Source organism: Brevundimonas sp. UBA7838 (assembly GCF_002500885.1).
GTDB classification, from domain to species: domain Bacteria; phylum Pseudomonadota; class Alphaproteobacteria; order Caulobacterales; family Caulobacteraceae; genus Brevundimonas; species Brevundimonas vesicularis_C.
On the sequence record NZ_DLTK01000112.1, the window covers coordinates 1 to 15477 of the forward strand.

17 protein-coding genes are annotated in these 15477 nt (G+C 66.6%); 10 read left to right on the forward strand and 7 right to left on the reverse strand.

The genetic code is table 11. From position 1 onward, the window contains the following. The first annotated feature begins 64 nt into the window (after nt 1–64). Together B3T77_RS10470 and B3T77_RS10475 are read left to right on the forward strand one after the other, a co-directional pair. On the forward strand, nt 65–742 hold the full coding sequence (locus B3T77_RS10470; protein ID WP_292079409.1) for a TPM domain-containing protein: 678 nt from the start codon (nt 65–67) through the stop codon (nt 740–742). Nucleotides 743–814: 72 nt separating this feature from the next. Further along, nucleotides 815–1552: an endonuclease/exonuclease/phosphatase family protein gene (locus B3T77_RS10475; RefSeq protein WP_292079411.1), complete on the forward strand. Its 738-nt coding sequence runs from the start codon at nt 815–817 to the stop codon at nt 1550–1552. Here B3T77_RS10475 and B3T77_RS10480 read toward each other — a convergent pair. Next, on the reverse strand, nt 1537–3015 hold the full coding sequence (locus tag B3T77_RS10480; RefSeq protein ID WP_055808688.1) for a phospholipase D-like domain-containing protein: 1479 nt from the start codon (nt 3013–3015) through the stop codon (nt 1537–1539). The two genes, B3T77_RS10475 and B3T77_RS10480, sit on opposite strands and share 16 nt — an antisense overlap. Nucleotides 3016–3172: 157 nt before the next feature. On the opposite strand from B3T77_RS10480, the gene B3T77_RS10485 reads away from it, so the two are divergent. From B3T77_RS10485 to pip, 5 genes are all read left to right on the forward strand, one after another. Beyond that, nucleotides 3173–3355 carry a hypothetical protein gene (locus B3T77_RS10485; RefSeq protein ID WP_039247996.1) on the forward strand — a complete coding sequence of 61 codons (183 nt, stop codon included), beginning with the start codon at nt 3173–3175 and terminating at the stop codon, nt 3353–3355. A 139-nt stretch (nt 3356–3494) separates the two neighbouring features. Beyond that, nucleotides 3495–6077, forward strand: coding sequence for a tipN (locus B3T77_RS10490; protein WP_292079418.1), 2583 nt, complete (start codon nt 3495–3497; stop codon nt 6075–6077). 84 nt (nt 6078–6161) lie between these two features. Next, nucleotides 6162–6755 (forward strand): hypothetical protein, encoded by a 594-nt coding sequence (locus tag B3T77_RS10495; protein ID WP_292079421.1) that lies wholly within the window; start codon nt 6162–6164, stop codon nt 6753–6755. 48 nt (nt 6756–6803) lie between these two features. After that, nucleotides 6804–7166, forward strand: a complete 363-nt coding sequence (locus B3T77_RS10500) for a DUF423 domain-containing protein (RefSeq protein WP_292079422.1) — start codon at nt 6804–6806, stop codon at nt 7164–7166. Nucleotides 7167–7192: 26 nt separating this feature from the next. Next, a complete protein-coding gene (gene pip, locus B3T77_RS10505; protein ID WP_112861831.1) occupies nt 7193–8173 on the forward strand; it encodes a prolyl aminopeptidase in 981 nt (326 codons plus the stop codon). Nucleotides 8174–8220: 47 nt separating this feature from the next. Here the strand turns inward: pip and B3T77_RS10510 are convergent, their stop codons facing one another. Then, the gene (locus B3T77_RS10510; protein ID WP_055755196.1) at nt 8221–8619 is read right to left on the reverse strand and encodes a DoxX family protein; all 399 of its coding nucleotides are present in this window, start codon (nt 8617–8619) and stop codon (nt 8221–8223) included. Between the two features lie 72 nt (nt 8620–8691). Then, nucleotides 8692–9390, reverse strand: coding sequence for a pirin family protein (locus B3T77_RS10515; RefSeq protein WP_292079423.1), 699 nt, complete (start codon nt 9388–9390; stop codon nt 8692–8694). A gap of 120 nt (nt 9391–9510) precedes the next feature. Between B3T77_RS10515 and B3T77_RS10520 the strand changes: the two genes are divergently transcribed. After that, entirely contained in the window at nt 9511–10437 is a 927-nt protein-coding gene (locus B3T77_RS10520; RefSeq protein WP_292079425.1) for a LysR family transcriptional regulator, read from the forward strand. Nucleotides 10438–10440: 3 nt separating this feature from the next. On the opposite strand, the gene B3T77_RS10525 is transcribed toward B3T77_RS10520, so the two are convergent. Genes B3T77_RS10525 through B3T77_RS10540 form a run of 4 tightly spaced genes read right to left on the reverse strand, consistent with a single transcriptional unit; the run spans nt 10441 to nt 13028 of the window. Further along, nucleotides 10441–10737, reverse strand: a complete 297-nt coding sequence (locus tag B3T77_RS10525) for a hemolysin (protein WP_271041322.1) — start codon at nt 10735–10737, stop codon at nt 10441–10443. 21 nt (nt 10738–10758) lie between these two features. Further along, nucleotides 10759–11091: a hypothetical protein gene (locus B3T77_RS10530; protein WP_292079428.1), complete on the reverse strand. Its 333-nt coding sequence runs from the start codon at nt 11089–11091 to the stop codon at nt 10759–10761. Next, a complete protein-coding gene (locus tag B3T77_RS10535; RefSeq protein WP_292079430.1) occupies nt 11073–11531 on the reverse strand; it encodes a DNA polymerase III subunit chi in 459 nt (152 codons plus the stop codon). The genes B3T77_RS10530 and B3T77_RS10535 overlap by 19 nt, the downstream gene beginning before the upstream one ends. Before the next feature lie 21 nt (nt 11532–11552). Continuing rightward, nucleotides 11553–13028 carry a leucyl aminopeptidase gene (locus B3T77_RS10540; protein WP_292079432.1) on the reverse strand — a complete coding sequence of 492 codons (1476 nt, stop codon included), beginning with the start codon at nt 13026–13028 and terminating at the stop codon, nt 11553–11555. A 143-nt stretch (nt 13029–13171) separates the two neighbouring features. Between B3T77_RS10540 and B3T77_RS10545 the strand changes: the two genes are divergently transcribed. Beyond that, nucleotides 13172–14308: an LptF/LptG family permease gene (locus tag B3T77_RS10545; protein ID WP_066551675.1), complete on the forward strand. Its 1137-nt coding sequence runs from the start codon at nt 13172–13174 to the stop codon at nt 14306–14308. Further along, the gene (gene lptG, locus B3T77_RS10550) at nt 14305–15444 is read left to right on the forward strand and encodes an LPS export ABC transporter permease LptG (protein WP_292079436.1); all 1140 of its coding nucleotides are present in this window, start codon (nt 14305–14307) and stop codon (nt 15442–15444) included. Before B3T77_RS10545 ends, lptG begins: the two co-directional genes overlap by 4 nt. The last annotated feature ends 33 nt before the right edge of the window (nt 15445–15477 follow it).

Here is a 15477-nt window from a genome sequence, read left to right on the forward strand (position 1 = left end):
GCGGGGGCGGGTTCGGCGGCGGCGGCGGCAGTTTCGGCGGCGGCGGCGCCTCGGGGGGATGGTGATGCAGATCACGGACAACGACCGCACCCGCATCGCCGAAGCCATAGCGGCGGCCGAGCGTCAGACGTCAGGTGAAATCTTTTGCGTCGTCGCGCGACGGGTCTCGACCTATCTGGACGTCAGCCTGGCCTGGGCGGCGGCGATGGCGCTTTTGGCCCCGATCGTCTTCATACCGTTCGTGCTGGATCTTCGCTGGCCTAGCGATGGCTGGGAGGCGGCCCACCAGGCCGCGCAAGAGGCCACGACGGCGCAGGCCCTGGGCCTTTACGCCCTGTCGCAGGCGGTCGTTTTCGTCGGCGTCTTTCTGCTGACCCGCATCCCGACCGTGCGACGTCTCGTGACGCCCGCCGGGGTCAGGCGCGGCCGCGTCAGGGAGGCGGCCTTGCAACAGTTCCTGGCCCAAGGCGTCCATGTCACGCAGGAGCGCACGGGCGTTCTGATCTTCGCGGCTATGGACGAACATCAGGTCGAACTGATCGCCGATGAAGGCATCTACGCCAAGGTCGATGAGGACGCCTGGGCTCAGGCCGTCGCCGTCCTCACCCGCGAACTGCGCGCCGACCGCCCCGTCGATGGTTTCGCGGCCGCCATCGGTCTGTGCGGCGAGGTTCTGGCCCGCCACTTTCCACCGCGCGCCGACAATCGCAATGAGTTGCCCGATCATCTGATCCTGCTCTGATCGTCGCATCGGGGTCGCATTCGCGGGCCAGAAGGCCTAGCCCACGGTCAACGTTCAAACAGCCGCCAGCTCATGCCTCGCCTTCTTACCTACAATGTCCACCGCTGCGTCGGCACGGATCGCCGTCTGGATGTCGGCCGGATCGTCGCCGTCATCGCCGAGTTCGAGCCGGACATCGTCTGCCTGCAGGAACTGGACGTCGGCCGCGCGCGCACGGGCGGGGTCGATCAGGCGGAGGCGATCGCCGACGGTCTGGCCATGACCTCGCGTTTCCATCCAGCGATGCGGGTCGAGGCTGAACAGTACGGCGACGCCATCCTGACCCCGCATCCCGAAAAACTCGTCCGCGCCGGCGCCCTGCCGACCGTGAGCGGCATTCCGGGGCTGGAACCGCGCGGGGCGATCTGGTCGGAAATCGAGATCGACGGCACGGGCGTCAACGTCATGAACACCCACCTGGGCCTGGTGCCCCGTGAGCAGCGGCTTCAGGCCGCAGCCTTGGCCGGATCCGGCTGGGTCGGCGGATGCGAGGGACCGATCCTGCTGGCCGGCGATTTCAACGCCACCTCCATCACCCGCCCCTATCAGACCCTGTGTCGCAGCCTGCAGGACTGCCAGCGTCAGTTGGGCCAGAAGACCAGCGTGAAGACCTTCCCGTCGGCCTTCCCCGCCATTCGCATCGACCACTGTTTCGTCAGCCCGCATATCCGCATCCTCGCGGTGCGATCCGCCTTCTCGCCCCTGGCCCGCGTCGCCTCGGACCACCTGCCGCTGATCGTCGATTTCGAGGTCGTTCAACCCGGCGCGTGACCGCCCTCGGACGCCGGTCGCGTGCGTTGCGAACGGTTCAGACGCTTCCAAGGCCGCCAGGCGTCGCTGGACGACGTCGGATCGCCTAACTGCCATTCGGCGAACATCCGCTGGATACGCGTCGGGGGCTCTGAACCGAGCGGCTTCAATCGATCGGTCTCGAAGTTGCAGATCGCCTGCCCCACCGAGCCGAAAACGCCCTCGACCGCCGCATAGTCCTCCGTCGCGACGCCTAGCCAATGGGCGATCGTCCGATGACGGTGCGCCGTGATGAAGGCCCGACCGGCTGCATCGACAGGCTCAGCGGCGATGTCGCATTCTGTATCCAGGCCCATCGAACGGTTGTTCAGATTGGTGGACCCGATCCTTAGAAGCCGATCATCGATAATCGTCACCTTGGCGTGGACGATGATCCGGTCGCCGTCGGCGGTCAGCGGGGCGAAGGCGAAGAAGCGGTTGTATTTGTCCGCCTGCTCCAGCCGGTGCAGCACCTCGGCCCGGGCCGTGTCCATGGTCATGCTGTCAAACCAACTCGGGCTCTTGGCGGTCGAGATGACGATGACTTGCGGTCCATCCACCTCGGCCAGTCGTTCGGCCAGCGCGGCGGCGATGACCGGCGAGGTGAAATACTGGTTCTCAATATAGATCAACCGCTTGGCGCGCCGGATGGATTCCAGGTGCAAGGCCTCGCTCTCGCGCACCTCCTGCCGCCCCGACCATTTCGGCTCGGTGCGGGCGATGCCGACGGGCACGTCGGTCATTTGCACCGGCACGCCGTCAGGCCAAGGATCGTCCTCGACCTCGTCCGCGATGGTGCGCTCCCACGTCGCCTTAAACCAGCGTTCGCGCGCCAGATCGCCCAGCGCACGCGCCGCAGGGCCGTCCATCACGCTCATCACCTCGTGACGCGCCTTGCAGATCAGGCCGCTAGGCAGGGCGCGGCGCGGGTCGCCGTCCAGATGTTCGTCGGAATCCCAGCGATCGGTCGAGATGTCGCCGCCGCCGCAGAAGGCCACCTTGTCGTCGATGACCACCACCTTCTGGTGATGACAGGCGCCGATAGGGCCGGGGGAATCGAGCCGGAACTCAACCATCCGCTTACGGAACCAGCGCTGCGCCTTGTGCGGATAGAATCCTTGCGACGCGGCGATCAGTAGCGGCGATTTCCAGATGAGCAGTCGCACATCCAGGTCCGGCTTCTTCTTGACCAGCATCCGCAGCTGGCGACCGATTTCCGCCGATTTGTCGCCGGGCCGCGTCTCCGGATCCAGATGAGTGCGTGGATCGAACTGCCATCCCAGCAGCACGATGGATCGTTGCGCCTTGTGAATCGCAGACGATAGGGCGTCGAAATAGGCCTCGTTTTCCATCAGCACGGAAAAGCGGTGCGCGACGGCGGACGTCCACAGGGCGGGCCCCGGCTCCAGCAGACTGCCTTCGTAACTGTCGCCGGCTAAAGTCATGCGACCTATCTGTCTGATTCGCGTGACATGGTGTCGAAGCGCCTGCATCCTCCGTTCCACGCGCGTGTCCTTCGGTCAATCTTTCAGGGCGGGATTGTGACGTTCGCTGATTTGGCGCATAAGGAGCGTAGCCATACAGGCTGCGAGGGAGGGTAGAATGCAGGCGCTTGTCGAACTGATCGCTGGCTTCATCGCCCTGCTGGCCGCCGCCGTCCTGACGCAGTTCGGCGTCGACACCCACAACCCCAACCACGGCGACCGCGAAGTGCGTCGTGTGGTGGAGTGTCGGGACACCGGCTCCAACGCCACGCTGCTTTCCGAATCCAAACGCGACTGCTGAACGCTGCGGCGCTTTGCGCGCTGCATGACGCGGTTCATCGACAGGTTGCGGGCTTGAGTCGGTTTCGTCCGCATCGATCATGCTCTAGGGTTTCCTCGGCGCTGTCGGACGCCCGCGTAGAGATCGAGTTTTTGAGCTTATGAAGTCTCCCAAACGGCCGCCGCTGAAGCTGACCGACGACGAGGCCGTCGCGCCGGCTGATCTTTCGTCCTCAGATGAAATGCCGGTCGAGGAGGCGACAACGTCGCTCGACCCGATCTCCGAACCTGATTTCGAGATCGTGCAGCCGACGTTTGAGCCCCCGATGTCGGAGCGTCGTCGCCGTCGCCTGCTGGAAGAGCAACGGCAGGCCGAGGAACGCGCCCTTGCCGCCGAGCGGGGCGCCGCCCCCGTCAATGCGAAACCGACACCAGAGACTCCTGTCGACATGGCCGTCGCCGCCGGTCAGCCGCCCGCGCCGTTCGAGCTGTCCAAACCGCCGGCTGTGAAGACCGTTCAAGCCAAGGCCCAGGCCGAGCCTTCCGGGCGCCATGCCTATGTGATCGCGGGCGTCGCCTCCGCCCTATGGATCGGCGGCGTCGCCTCCTGGGCCGCGTACGAGTTCGGCGCCGGCGGGGCAGAACTGGATCCGCTGCGGATCGCCATCTACGCCTTGATCGCCCTGGCCCCTGCGGGCCTGGCCATCATGCTGGCCCATGCCGTCCGACAGGGCGCCGGTCTGGCCGCAGAGACGCGCCGCGCCCGGCAACTGGCCGAGGCTTTGGTTGCCCCGACAGCCCTGGCCGCCCAGCAGACCGGCGAGGTGCTTCAGTCGCTGCGTTCCGACATCGATCACGCCACTCTGGCGGCGGAACGCGCACGCAACGACATGGCCCTGCTTCGAGAGGCGCTGGCCCAGGAGACAACGCGCCTGAACGAGGCGGCCGAGAACGCCGGCCGCACCGCGCGTCGTCTAACCGAAAACTTGGGCCGCGAGCGCGACCAGATGCAGACCCTGGGCATCCATCTGGATACGCAGGCGTTAGGCGTCATCGACGCGGTCGAGCGGCAGTCGCGCATGGTCGCTGACGCCTCGGACCTGGCTCAGGCGCAGCTTCGTGAAGCGGAGGCCGCCCTCGCCGCGCGCGCCGCCGACCTCGCCGCCGCCGCTGGTGAAGCCCAAGACGCCGCCCGCGTGGCCTCCGACGATCTGGCGCGCCAGACCATTCGACTTGAGAACGCCGGTTCGGGCGTCGCCGAGCAGATCCAGTCCGTCGAAGAAGGCCTCAGCCAGCAGCGCGCCGCCCTGGTCACCGCCGCCTACGCCCTGCGCACCGATCAGGAGGACTTCTCCGCCCAGGTCGAAAGCCAGCGCGCTCAACTGATCGAACATCTTTCCGCCACGCGCAGCGCCGCGGGCGATCTGGATCGCACCACCCAGACCTCGGTCGAGTCCATGCGCGATCTGGTCGAGGCGGCTACCGACCAGTTCCGCGCTCTCGTCGACATGTCGCAACGCGAGGCCGACGGCTTCGATTCCGCCACCAAGCTCGCCCTGGATCGCTTCGAAGCCCTGGCGGCCGAGGCGCGCGACGCCCTGATGGAAGAGACGCGCCGCGCCCTGGAGCAGATGCGCGCCACGGCCGAGGATTCTCGCGCCGCCGCCGCCGACGCCGCCGAACAGGCGCGTCTGCGCACCGACCGCCTGGGCGAATCCTTGTTCGACGCGGCCCAAAAGGCCGACACCGCCGCCGACGCCCGCATCGCCGACGCCCGCCGCATCGTCACCGAAACGTCCGGCCTGGTCGAAGAGACCGGCGAGCGGATGGTCAGCCGCCTGGAAACCCTGGTCGCACGTCTCAACAACGCCTTGTCGGAAATCGACACCGCCGTCGCCGACATCGACGAACGCGCTGCGCGCCTGCCTCAGGAAGCTCGCGCCCGCGCCGACGCCGTGCGCGCCACGGTCGAGGAAGGCCTGGCCTCCCTTTCCGCCGCCTCGCGCAAGGCGGCCGAGGACACCGAGGCGCTGGATGTCGGCTTCCAGGATCGCGTGCGCCGAAACTACGACATGCTGACCGAGGCCGTGCGTCTGATGGGCGTGGTGTCGGGCGATACGACGCCGGCGCGTCGTCGCGAGCCGGCCGCAGAGATCGAGGCCCGTCCCGAACCCCGTCCCGAGCGCCGGACCGAGCGCACGACGGCTCCCGCCTCGCCGCCCGTCGAAGAGCGCCGGTTCGGTCTGCGCAGCCGTCTGCGGCTCGAGCCCGCTGAAACGCCGCCGCCGTCGGCGGACAAGGGCCTGGATTGGAGCGATCTGATCGACGGCGACGACGACAACGAGGCGCCGCTGGAACTGGACACGCCCTCCCCTTCGCCTGCCGAGGCCGAAGCCCTGTCCGACCGGGTCGCCGCCGCCATCCGGCGCATGGGCGTCGATCCTAACGCTCTCCTGCCCCGCTCGCGCGTCGAAGAGGCTGCCCGCGCCTTCAGCAATGGCGACCCCGACGCCGCGCGTCAGATCGTGCGTCGCGTCGCGCCGGCCGCTGTCCGCAGCGTGTCTCGCCGTGTCCTCAGCGACGCCGAACTGCGCGCCGACGCCGAACGCTATGTCCGCAACTTCGCAGTCATGCTGAACGCTTCCGCCCGCGCTGGAGACAGCGCAGCGGTTCAGTCCAGCCTGGCGTCGGACAGCGGTCGCGCCTTCATGTTGCTGGATGCGGCGGTCGGCGACCTGGGCTAAGACTTTTGCGGACTTGACGGCGTCGGGAAGTTACAGCCTCTTGCACGTCACCGAACTGTCATGGATGGGGCTATGGCTGGCACGATGAACCAAATCGACAGTCGTCCCAGTGGTGATCGCCGCCCTGGCATCATCATCTGCGCCTATGACGGCGACGATGACGGTTGGGATCTGGTCGAGGATCTGTCGGGCGAAATCTGGAGCCCCAGCGGGGCCCGCGCTGTGCCTATCGCCGCCGCCGATCCCGACGAACTGGCCTCGACCCTGGCCGCCCGTCTCGGCAGCGGGGAATGCCGGGCTGTCCTCTTGGTCGGACGCACGCAAAAGGGCGCAGGCTTCCGGGTCCAGATGCGCGCTGAAAACCGCACCCTCGATTACAAGCACCGCCTGTCCAGCACCGGGCCGGGCGTGGCCCGCACCACGGCGCCCGTCGCCGACATGGTTCGCGCCCTGAACGCCGCTGGGCTGCAGGCCGACGCGTCGTCCGACATCGAAGAGGACGCCGGCTCCTACCTTCTCTACCGCGTGCTCTCGGACCTGCCGGACGGGCCGCTGACGCCGTCGATCGGCCTGCTGCGCGCGCCCGCCCCCGCTAACGAAGCGGCGGTGCGCAAGGGCGTCAAGGCCGCCGCCTCGGCCATGGCCAGCCACCTGACGCCGCTGCCGCGTGTCGGTTAACCCTCCTGGGTCGCAGACATCGACGAACGGGCGGTCTAGGGTTTCGAAATGACAGTGAGTCGCAACCTGATCGTCTTCGCCGCCCTGAACGGCGCCCTGGCCGTGGCGCTCGGCGCCTTCGCCGCGCATGGCGCCGGGCCGCAGATCAAGACCCTGCTGACCACCGGCGCCCAGTATCAGATCGTCCACGCCGTCTTCGCCTTCGCCTGTGCCCAATGGGCAGGGGGTGGTGGGCTGGCGCGGCTTGCGGGCTGGCTCGGATCGATCGGCGGCCTCATCTTCTGCCTCGCCCTGGCGGCGATCGCCTTTCTCGGCGTGCCGGCGTTCGGCGCCGTAGCCCCGATCGGCGGCCTTCTGATGATCGCCGGCTGGCTCTGCCTGGCCTTTGCGGCCTTGCGTTCTCGCCCCTGATTTCCTCGTAGAAAGACCAAGCATCCATGGCCTTCCCCACGCCCGCCGAGCCGCGTCGTGTGCTCCACCCTGAGATCGAGGCCTATGCCTCGGGTTGGATGCCGACCGAAGGCGTGCATGAAATCTATTACGAGGAGTCCGGCAATCCGCACGGCCTGCCGGTTCTGGTCCTTCACGGCGGACCAGGCGGTGCGGTCAATCCGGGCATGCGCCGCTTCTTCGATCCCGCCGTCTATCGCATCATCATGTTCGACCAGCGCGGCTGTGGTCAGTCGCGGCCCCACGCCTCGCTGGAAGACAACACGACCTGGACCCTGATCGACGACATCGAGCGCCTGCGCGCCCTGTGCGGCGTCGACAAATGGGTGGTGTTCGGCGGGTCTTGGGGTTCGACCCTGTCGATGGCCTACGCCATCACCCATCCTGAGCGGGTCATCGCGCTCTTGCTACGCGGCATCTTCCTGCTGACGAAGAAGGAGTTGCACTGGTTCTATCAGGACGGCGCCTCGATGATCTTCCCGGACGCCTGGGAACGCTTCATCGCCCCTATCCCCGAAGCGGAGCGCGGCGACCTGATGGCCGCCTACTACAAGCGGCTGATCGGCGATGACGTCGCAGAGCGCGAACGCTGCGCCGTCGCCTGGTCCAGTTGGGAGGGCGAAACTGTTAGCGTCGAGGGTCCCAACGCCCGCCCGGACAAGTTCGCCGAGCCCGACTTCGCCGTCGCCTTCGCGCGGATCGAGAACTGGTTCTTCACCAACGCCGGCTTCTTCGAGGAGGACGGCTGGCTGCTGAAGAATGTGGACAGGATGCGGCATATCCCGTGCTGGATCGCGCAGGGCCGGTTCGACGTGGTGACGCCGATTTCAGGCGCCTGGGCGTTGCACCGCGCCTGGCCCGAGGCCCATCTGGACATCGTCGGCGACGCCGGCCACGCCTCGTCGGAACCCGGCATCGTCGACAGTCTGGTCCGCGCCGCCGACTGGGCTGCAAGCCTCCAGGCATGAAAAAGCCGCCGCGCAGGACAGCGCGGCGGCCTTTCCGTTCTGAAAAATCAGAACCGTTTTGCGGTTCGATTGTCGATGCTCCACGCGCCTGGGCCGGCGGTGAAGATGTACAGGAAGATGAAGCAGTACAGGATGGCCGCGTCGCCGCCGTTCACCGCCGGATATGGGCTGCTTGGGAAGTGGAACATCCAATAGGCCACGGCCATCTGACCCGAGGCGATGAAGGCGGCTGGACGCGTGAACAGGCCCAGGATCAGCAGCAAGCCCGTGATCAGCTCGATCACCCCGCCGATGCCGAACAGCGACAGCAGCTCCTGCTGACCGGGCTCGGCCCCGGCCGGAAAGCCGAAGACCTTGATGACGCCATGTGCCAGGAACAACAGACCGGCGACGATCCTGAGCGCCGCCAGGGCGCGGGAAGACCAGCCATTCACTTGATTGAACATTCTCTTTCCTCGCCTTTTTAACGCGGTTGTTCACGGTCGGACCGGGTCCGACCGTGAAGCTTGATCCGAAAATCAGGCGGCGTCCACCAGCACAATCTCGGCGTCGGACAGCGCCTTGACCGTCACGACATCCACCTGAGCGATGGCCGCGCCGTCACGGGCGTTCAGCCGGACGCCATTGACCTCGACCTCGCCCTTTGCCGGCACCAGATAGGCCCGCCGCGCGCCGCCCAGCGGATAGTCGGCGCTGTCGCCTGCCTTCAGCGTCGCCGCCACGATCCGCGCATCCGTGCGGATCGGCAGGGCGTCCTTGTCGCCTTCGAAGCCCGAAGCCAAGACCACGAACTGGCCTGACCGCTCGCCCTTGGGGAAGGGCTTGGTGCCCCAACTCGGCGCGTCGCCGCGACGGGTCGGCTCGATCCATATCTGGAAGATCCGCGTCAGGTCCGGCTCGGCATTGTATTCGGCATGGCGGATGCCGGTTCCGGCGCTCATCACCTGGACATCGCCCGCGACGGTGCGCCCCTTGTTGCCCAGACTGTCCTCATGGGGGATGGCCCCATCGCGGACGTAGGTGATGATCTCCATGTCGGCGTGCGGATGCGGCGGGAAGCCCGTTCCGGCGGCGATCTCGTCGTCGTTCCAGACCCGAAGATTGCCCCAGCTCATCCGCTTTGGATCATAGTAGTTCGCGAAGGAAAAATGGTGTTTGGCGTTCAGCCAGCCGTGGTTGGCGCCGCCGAGGGTATCAAATGGTCTGCGCTCGATCATCGCACTCGTCCTTTCGCATCGGAACCGTCCGACGCCTTTGCTTGACGCCAAGATAGAGATCGGCGACCGATCAGAAATAGAAACAACTGAAACTCATCGTTTCTCGACGCAGAGCCGCCCATGTCCCGTCTGCCCGACCTCGAAGCCATGGCCATCTTCGCCAAGGTGGCCGACAGCCAGTCCTTCTCCGGCGCTGCCGAGACCCTGGGCCTGTCCAAGGCCACCGTATCTAAGGCGGTGACGCGGCTGGAGCAGCAGCTGAAGACCACCCTGCTCCACCGCACCTCGCGCCGTTTCGCCCTGACCGATGCCGGTCGCACCCTAGCCGCCCGCGCCGCCCATATGCTGGCCGAGGCCGAGGGCGCGGTGTCAGAGGCGCTGGACATGTCCATCACGCCGCGTGGCCTCGTGCGACTGGCGGCGCCCATGTCGTTCGGCATGGCCTATGTGGCCCCAGCCCTGCCCGAGTTCCTCGCCACTCACCCGGACGTGTCGGTCGATCTGCACCTGTCGGACGAGGTCATCGATCTGGTCGGCGGTGGCTTTGACTGCGCGCTTAGGATCGCGGCCTTGGCGGACTCATCGCTGACGGCGCGCAAGCTGCGGCCTGTGGCCCGCGCCCTGGTGGCCTCGCCATCCTATCTGGAGCAGCGCGGTCGCCCCACCCATCCCGACGATCTGGCCCGTCACGCCTGCCTTGGCTACGCCTACATGCCCAGTCCCGACACCTGGCGGTTCAGCAATGCGGCGGGTGAAGAAGTGGTGGTGCATCCGCGCGGGCCGCTGCGCGCCAACAACTCCGACGCCCTGACGGCGTCGTTGTGCGAAGGGCTAGGGCTCTTTCCCCAGCCGGACTTCATCTACTGGAAGGACGTCGCCGACGGCCATCTCGAGACTGTGATGACCGACTGGCGCCTGCCGCCCATCGCCCTGCATCTGGTGGCGCCCAGCGGCGGACCGCGCCCGGCCAGGGTCACGGCCTTCATGGACTATCTGGCGGCGAAGTTCAGCGGACCGCTGTGGCCGGGCGATACGGTGGGGCGCTAACGCTCAACCGCACTTCACTTCGCGCACGATGTTCGTCGCCTCGTCATAGACGAAGTTCACCCGATTCTCGCGATAGTCCATGGTCGCGGCGCAGGTGGTGCACAGCACACGGAAGGTCTGGCCGGCGGGCGCGGTCGGGATGGTCGAACGGTTGCGGCCGACATAACTCTGATAATCCGAAACCTTGCACGCCTTGAAGGCGGTGTCCGATCCGGGCGCAGGCTCGGCGGTGTGGACAGGCGCGCAGGCCGACACGGCCAAGGCGCCAGCGGCCAACAGGGTGCTCACGATAATCTTCATGGTCGTCTCCTTGCGTCGAGGTCAGCCGCAGCGGACCTGTTCGATGATGCCGGTCTGTTCGTTGTAGAAGATGTTCAGACGATAGGCGGAGAAGTCCTGCGTCACCGGGCAGGTGGTGCAGGTCACGCGCCGATTGACGACGTCCACCGGCACCGGGATTTCGGTCCGGGACTTTCCGACCAAATACTGCATCTCGCCAGCCTTGCAGACGTCCTCGGTCTGGGCGGTCGGCATCCGACTGCCGACGGGCGGGTTGAGCTGAGCCTGCTCGACCGCGCGCGGCGCGGGCGCCTCGGAGACCGGCGTCGAACAGCCAGCCAGCAGAACCAGTCCGATCAGGCCGCCTTTTCCCAACGCCCTTCGTCCGTTTGACGCCAATAGGCCAGATTCGCGCCCTGCCCCTTCAGCGCCTTCCAACGTCCCCGCGCGTGTTGCAAAGCCGGCTCGTCCCGACCGTCGAAAATGATGAAGCATCGTTCGAACCCTTCCGTCACACACAGTTCTGCGTCGTCGACTATGAACAGCGCCTGAGCGCCGTTCAGGTTCTCGCCCGTCTCGCTCAACAGCACAGGCTGGCGCTCGGCATGGGGCTGGTCGGCCCGGCCGTGCGGCAGGAAACTGTCATCACGAAACGTCCACAGCGTCTCGTCGACCTCGTCCAGACGATGCGAATGCGATGACTTGATCATGGCCCGCCAGCCCCGCTCGATCGTCTTTTCGAGCAGGGTTGGCAGCACCTGATCCAGCGATGAACGCTCCAGGTGATAGAACCAGATTTCGGGCTTGTCGCTCACCCGGCTCCACCTCCCGACCGATCAGCCTTCGTAGGAATCCGCGACCATCCGGTCCAGAGTCCGCACAGCGAAGCCGACGCCGCCTTCCGGTACGGTGGGGCTGGGGCTCTTGTTGGCCCAGGCCGTCGGGGCGATGTCCAGGTGCGCCCACGGCACGCCGTTGGTGAAGCGTTGCAGGAACAGGGCGGCGGTGATCGAGCCACCGGCGCGGCCGTTGCCGGTGTTCTTCACATCGGCGATCTTGGAATCGATGTGCTGCTCGTAGATGGCCGGGATCGGCATGCGCCAGAAGTTCTCGCCGACCTTCTTGGCCGCGGACAGGATCGGATCGGCGACATCGTCGGAGTTCGAGAAGACGCCGGCGTAATCCAGGCCAAGGGCCACGATCATGGCGCCCGTCAGGGTGGCTAGGTCGATCATGAACTTCGGCTTGAAACGTTCCTGAGTGTACCAGAGGGCGTCGGCCAGGACGAGGCGACCTTCGGCGTCGGTGTTGATGACCTCCACCGTCTGACCCGACATGGACACGACCACGTCGCCCGGACGCTGGGCGTTGCCGTCCGGCATGTTCTCGACCAGGCCCAGCACGCCGATGACGTTCGCCTTGGCCTTGCGGCTGGCCAGGGCGATCATGGTGCCGGTCACGGCCGCCGCGCCGCCCATGTCCCACTTCATGTCTTCCATGCCGTCCGCCGGCTTGATCGAGATGCCGCCGGTGTCGAAGCAGACGCCCTTGCCGACGAAGGCCAGGGGCTGAGCGCCGGCTTCGCCGCCGTTCCACTTCATGATCGCAAGCTGGCTTTCGCGACGGCTGCCTTGGCCCACGCCCAACAGGGTGCGCATGCCCAGCTTCTCCATCTCGGCCTCGCCGAGGATTTCGACTTCAAGGCCCAGGCTCTCCAGCGCCTTCACCCGCTTGGCGAACTCGGCCGGATACAGGACGTTGGCGGGCTCGGACACCAGGTCGCGCGCGAAGATCACGCCGTCGGCCACGGCCGACAGCGGCTCCAGCGCGGCTTCGGCGCCCCGCAGGTCGGTCGTGACCACGCGGATGGTGGAGATCGACGGGATCTTGTCGGCCTTTTGCGTCGTGCGATACTTGTCGAAGCGATAGGCGGCCAGACGCGCGGCGAAACCGACGCGGGCGGCCTGCTCAGGCGACAGGTCCGAAGCGTCGATCGTCAACACCTCGGCGCCCGACAGCTTGACCGCCGCATAGGCGTTGCCGCCGAAGGCCTCGACCGCCAGGTCATCCAGCTTGTCCTTGGCGCCCGCGCCCACCAGCAGCACGGCGTCCGCCTCGACGCCCGCCGGCGCGGCGATGCTCAGGCTCTGTCCTGCCTTGCCGGTGAAACGACCCTTGCCCGCCGCCTTGGTCAGCGCGCCGTTGGCCTTGCCGTCCAGCGCGGTCCCGGCGGCGGTGAAGCTGCGATCTTCAAAAACCGGAACGGCCAGGATTTCGGCGGCGTCCACGGCGGCGACGAATTCGATCTTCATTCAATCAACTCCAGCCAGGCCCCACCCGGCGTCTTCAAACAGCAAAATGACAACGGCGCGTCTGCTTGTCGCGGACGCGCCCTGATGTGCTACTAGATGCGCCTCAATGTCGCCGCCTGCAACCGGGCGAAGTCCATCCGCCCATGACCCTGATTCAAAGATACCTTTTTCGTCAGATCCTGTTTCCTGTGATCGCCGCGTGCGCAGCGCTGGCGGGAATCGGGATTCTGAGCCAAAGCCTCGACCAACTCCAGGTCATCGTGGAGCGGGGTCAGAGCGTGTGGATCATGGTCAAGCTGACCCTGCTCGCCCTGCCGCAACTGCTGTCGGTGATTCTGCCCATCGGCCTTTTCGTCGGCGCCCTGATCGCCCTGACCCGTCTGCAACGCGAACAGGAGCTGACGGCCGCCTTCGCGGGGGGCATGACCCGGTGGCAGGTCATATCGCCGGCCGCCCGTATCGCGGTGCTGGTCGCCTTGGTCACGCTGTTGGTCAACGTCTTCATTCTGCCTTGGGCGCAGCAGGAGGCGCGGCGTCAGGCGTTCGACATTCGCACCGACCTCGCCGCTCTCCTGGTCGAAGAAGGCCAGTTCGTTCAGGGGCCTGACGGCCTGACCGTCTATGTGCAGCAGATCGAACAGAACGGTCTGTTGAAGAACCTGTTCGTCTATCTGGACGACAAGGACAAGGTTACGACCTGGAACGCGTCGGAGGCGCGCTTCAGCCGGGACGCCGGCGGCATTCCGATCCTGACCATGATCGACGGCTCGGCCCAGCGCTATTCGTCGGGCGGCGTGCTGGAGACGCTGTCGTTCGGGCGATACGATTTTTCTCTCGCGCCCTTCGTCGGGGTGACCGACACCATTCGCTACAAGCCGACCGACCTTTATCTGCGCCAGCTGCTGAACCCGACGGCCAAGGTGCTTGAGGTCGCCGGCTCGCGCGGCGAACTGCTGGCCGAGGCGCATTCGCGGCTGGCCTCGCCGCTCTACGCCATGGTCGCCATGGCGCTGGCGCTTTCGGCCATTCTGGGCGGCGCCTTCAGCCGCACCGGTTATACCTTGCGCATCGCCAAGGCGGCGGGCCTGTTCCTGGTCCTGCGCGTCATCGGCTATGGCCTTGTCGCCGCCAGCGCCTGGAACGGCTGGATGAACGTGCTCCAATACGTCGTGCCGATCGTGGCCATCGTCGTCGCCCTGCGAGTTCTGTTCCGCGCGCTGAAGCCGCGTCGCAGCCGGACAACCGCCGCCCTGCGCGATTTGAAGGCCAAGTTCGCATGACCGCCGTCACCGCCTCCGCCCGTCGTTCGCCGCATATCCCCCGTCTCGGCGGTATCGAGCGCTATGTGCTGGTCCAGCAGCTGAAATCGCTGGGCGTGGCCCTGGCCGTAATCTCGGCCCTCGTCATGCTGATCGACTTTGTCGAGGTCTCGCGCGGCGTCGGCTCGGCCCAGGATTTGTCGGCCGTGCGCATTTTCGGCCTTGTGCTGCTGAAGTCGCCCTCAGTCATCGTGCAGCTGATGCCGTTCGTCTTCCTGTTCGGCACCCTGTCGGCCTTCATCAGCCTGAACCGGCGCAGCGAACTGATCGCCATGCGCGCCGCCGGCGTGTCCGCCTGGCGCTTCGTCCTGCCGGCGGCCGGAATGGCCTTCGTCCTGGGTGTGCTGACCGTCACTGTCTTGGGTCCGATGGCGTCGGCCGGCGACGGCCTGTGGCAACGCGAGCGCGCGCGGATTTCCGGTACGGCGCCCGGCGGCGACCCCAAGGAAGCGATCTGGCTGCGCGAGGGCGACGATCAGCGCCAGATGATCATCCGCGCCGGCCAGCAGGACCGCGCCAACGCGCGACTGCTGAACGTCAGCTTCTTCATCTACACAACCGCGCCCGGCGGCGGTCGCACCTTCTCCGAGCGGATCGACGCCAAGTCGGCTTCGCTGAACGCCGGCAGCTGGCGCCTGACGGACGCCGTCGGCGCCCAGATCGGCCAGCGCGCCGTCACCTATTCCAGCCTGACACTGGTCTCCAGCCTGGCGGACGATGAGGCCTTCGATCGTTTCGCCCGACCGCAGGCCACGCCCTTCTGGTCGCTGCCCAACCAGATCAGCCGAATCGAAAACGCGGGCTTCACATCGACCGCCTACCGCCTGCGCTTCCAGCAACTTCTGGCCACGCCGCTCGTGTTCGCCGCCATGTCCATCCTGGCCGCCGCCTTCTCGCTGCGGCTGATGCGATTGGGCGACCTGGCGCGCATGAGCGTGGCGGCTGTCGTGCTGGGCTTCGCCTTCTTCTTCCTGAACCAGTTCTCGTCGGCGATGGGATCGGCCGAGGTCGTGGCGCCCTTCGTCGCCGCCTGGCTGCCGCCTGTTCTTACGGCGCTCGCAGCCTTGACCTTGCTGTTCTATACCGAAGACGGCTAATCGGGCGCTCGCTTCTCAGACTACGGATGGCCT

Coding starts and splice junctions, on each gene's coding strand:
- B3T77_RS10470 (WP_292079409.1), top strand. CDS start 65: ATGCAGATCACGGACAACGACCGCACCCGCATCGCCGAAGCCATAGCG.
- B3T77_RS10475 (WP_292079411.1), top strand. CDS start 815: ATGCCTCGCCTTCTTACCTACAATGTCCACCGCTGCGTCGGCACGGAT.
- B3T77_RS10480 (WP_055808688.1), bottom strand. CDS start 3,015: ATGACTTTAGCCGGCGACAGTTACGAAGGCAGTCTGCTGGAGCCGGGG.
- B3T77_RS10485 (WP_039247996.1), top strand. CDS start 3,173: ATGCAGGCGCTTGTCGAACTGATCGCTGGCTTCATCGCCCTGCTGGCC.
- B3T77_RS10490 (WP_292079418.1), top strand. CDS start 3,495: ATGAAGTCTCCCAAACGGCCGCCGCTGAAGCTGACCGACGACGAGGCC.
- B3T77_RS10495 (WP_292079421.1), top strand. CDS start 6,162: ATGAACCAAATCGACAGTCGTCCCAGTGGTGATCGCCGCCCTGGCATC.
- B3T77_RS10500 (WP_292079422.1), top strand. CDS start 6,804: ATGACAGTGAGTCGCAACCTGATCGTCTTCGCCGCCCTGAACGGCGCC.
- pip (WP_112861831.1), top strand. CDS start 7,193: ATGGCCTTCCCCACGCCCGCCGAGCCGCGTCGTGTGCTCCACCCTGAG.
- B3T77_RS10510 (WP_055755196.1), bottom strand. CDS start 8,619: ATGTTCAATCAAGTGAATGGCTGGTCTTCCCGCGCCCTGGCGGCGCTC.
- B3T77_RS10515 (WP_292079423.1), bottom strand. CDS start 9,390: ATGATCGAGCGCAGACCATTTGATACCCTCGGCGGCGCCAACCACGGC.
- B3T77_RS10520 (WP_292079425.1), top strand. CDS start 9,511: ATGTCCCGTCTGCCCGACCTCGAAGCCATGGCCATCTTCGCCAAGGTG.
- B3T77_RS10525 (WP_271041322.1), bottom strand. CDS start 10,737: ATGAAGATTATCGTGAGCACCCTGTTGGCCGCTGGCGCCTTGGCCGTG.
- B3T77_RS10540 (WP_292079432.1), bottom strand. CDS start 13,028: ATGAAGATCGAATTCGTCGCCGCCGTGGACGCCGCCGAAATCCTGGCC.
- B3T77_RS10545 (WP_066551675.1), top strand. CDS start 13,172: ATGACCCTGATTCAAAGATACCTTTTTCGTCAGATCCTGTTTCCTGTG.
- lptG (WP_292079436.1), top strand. CDS start 14,305: ATGACCGCCGTCACCGCCTCCGCCCGTCGTTCGCCGCATATCCCCCGT.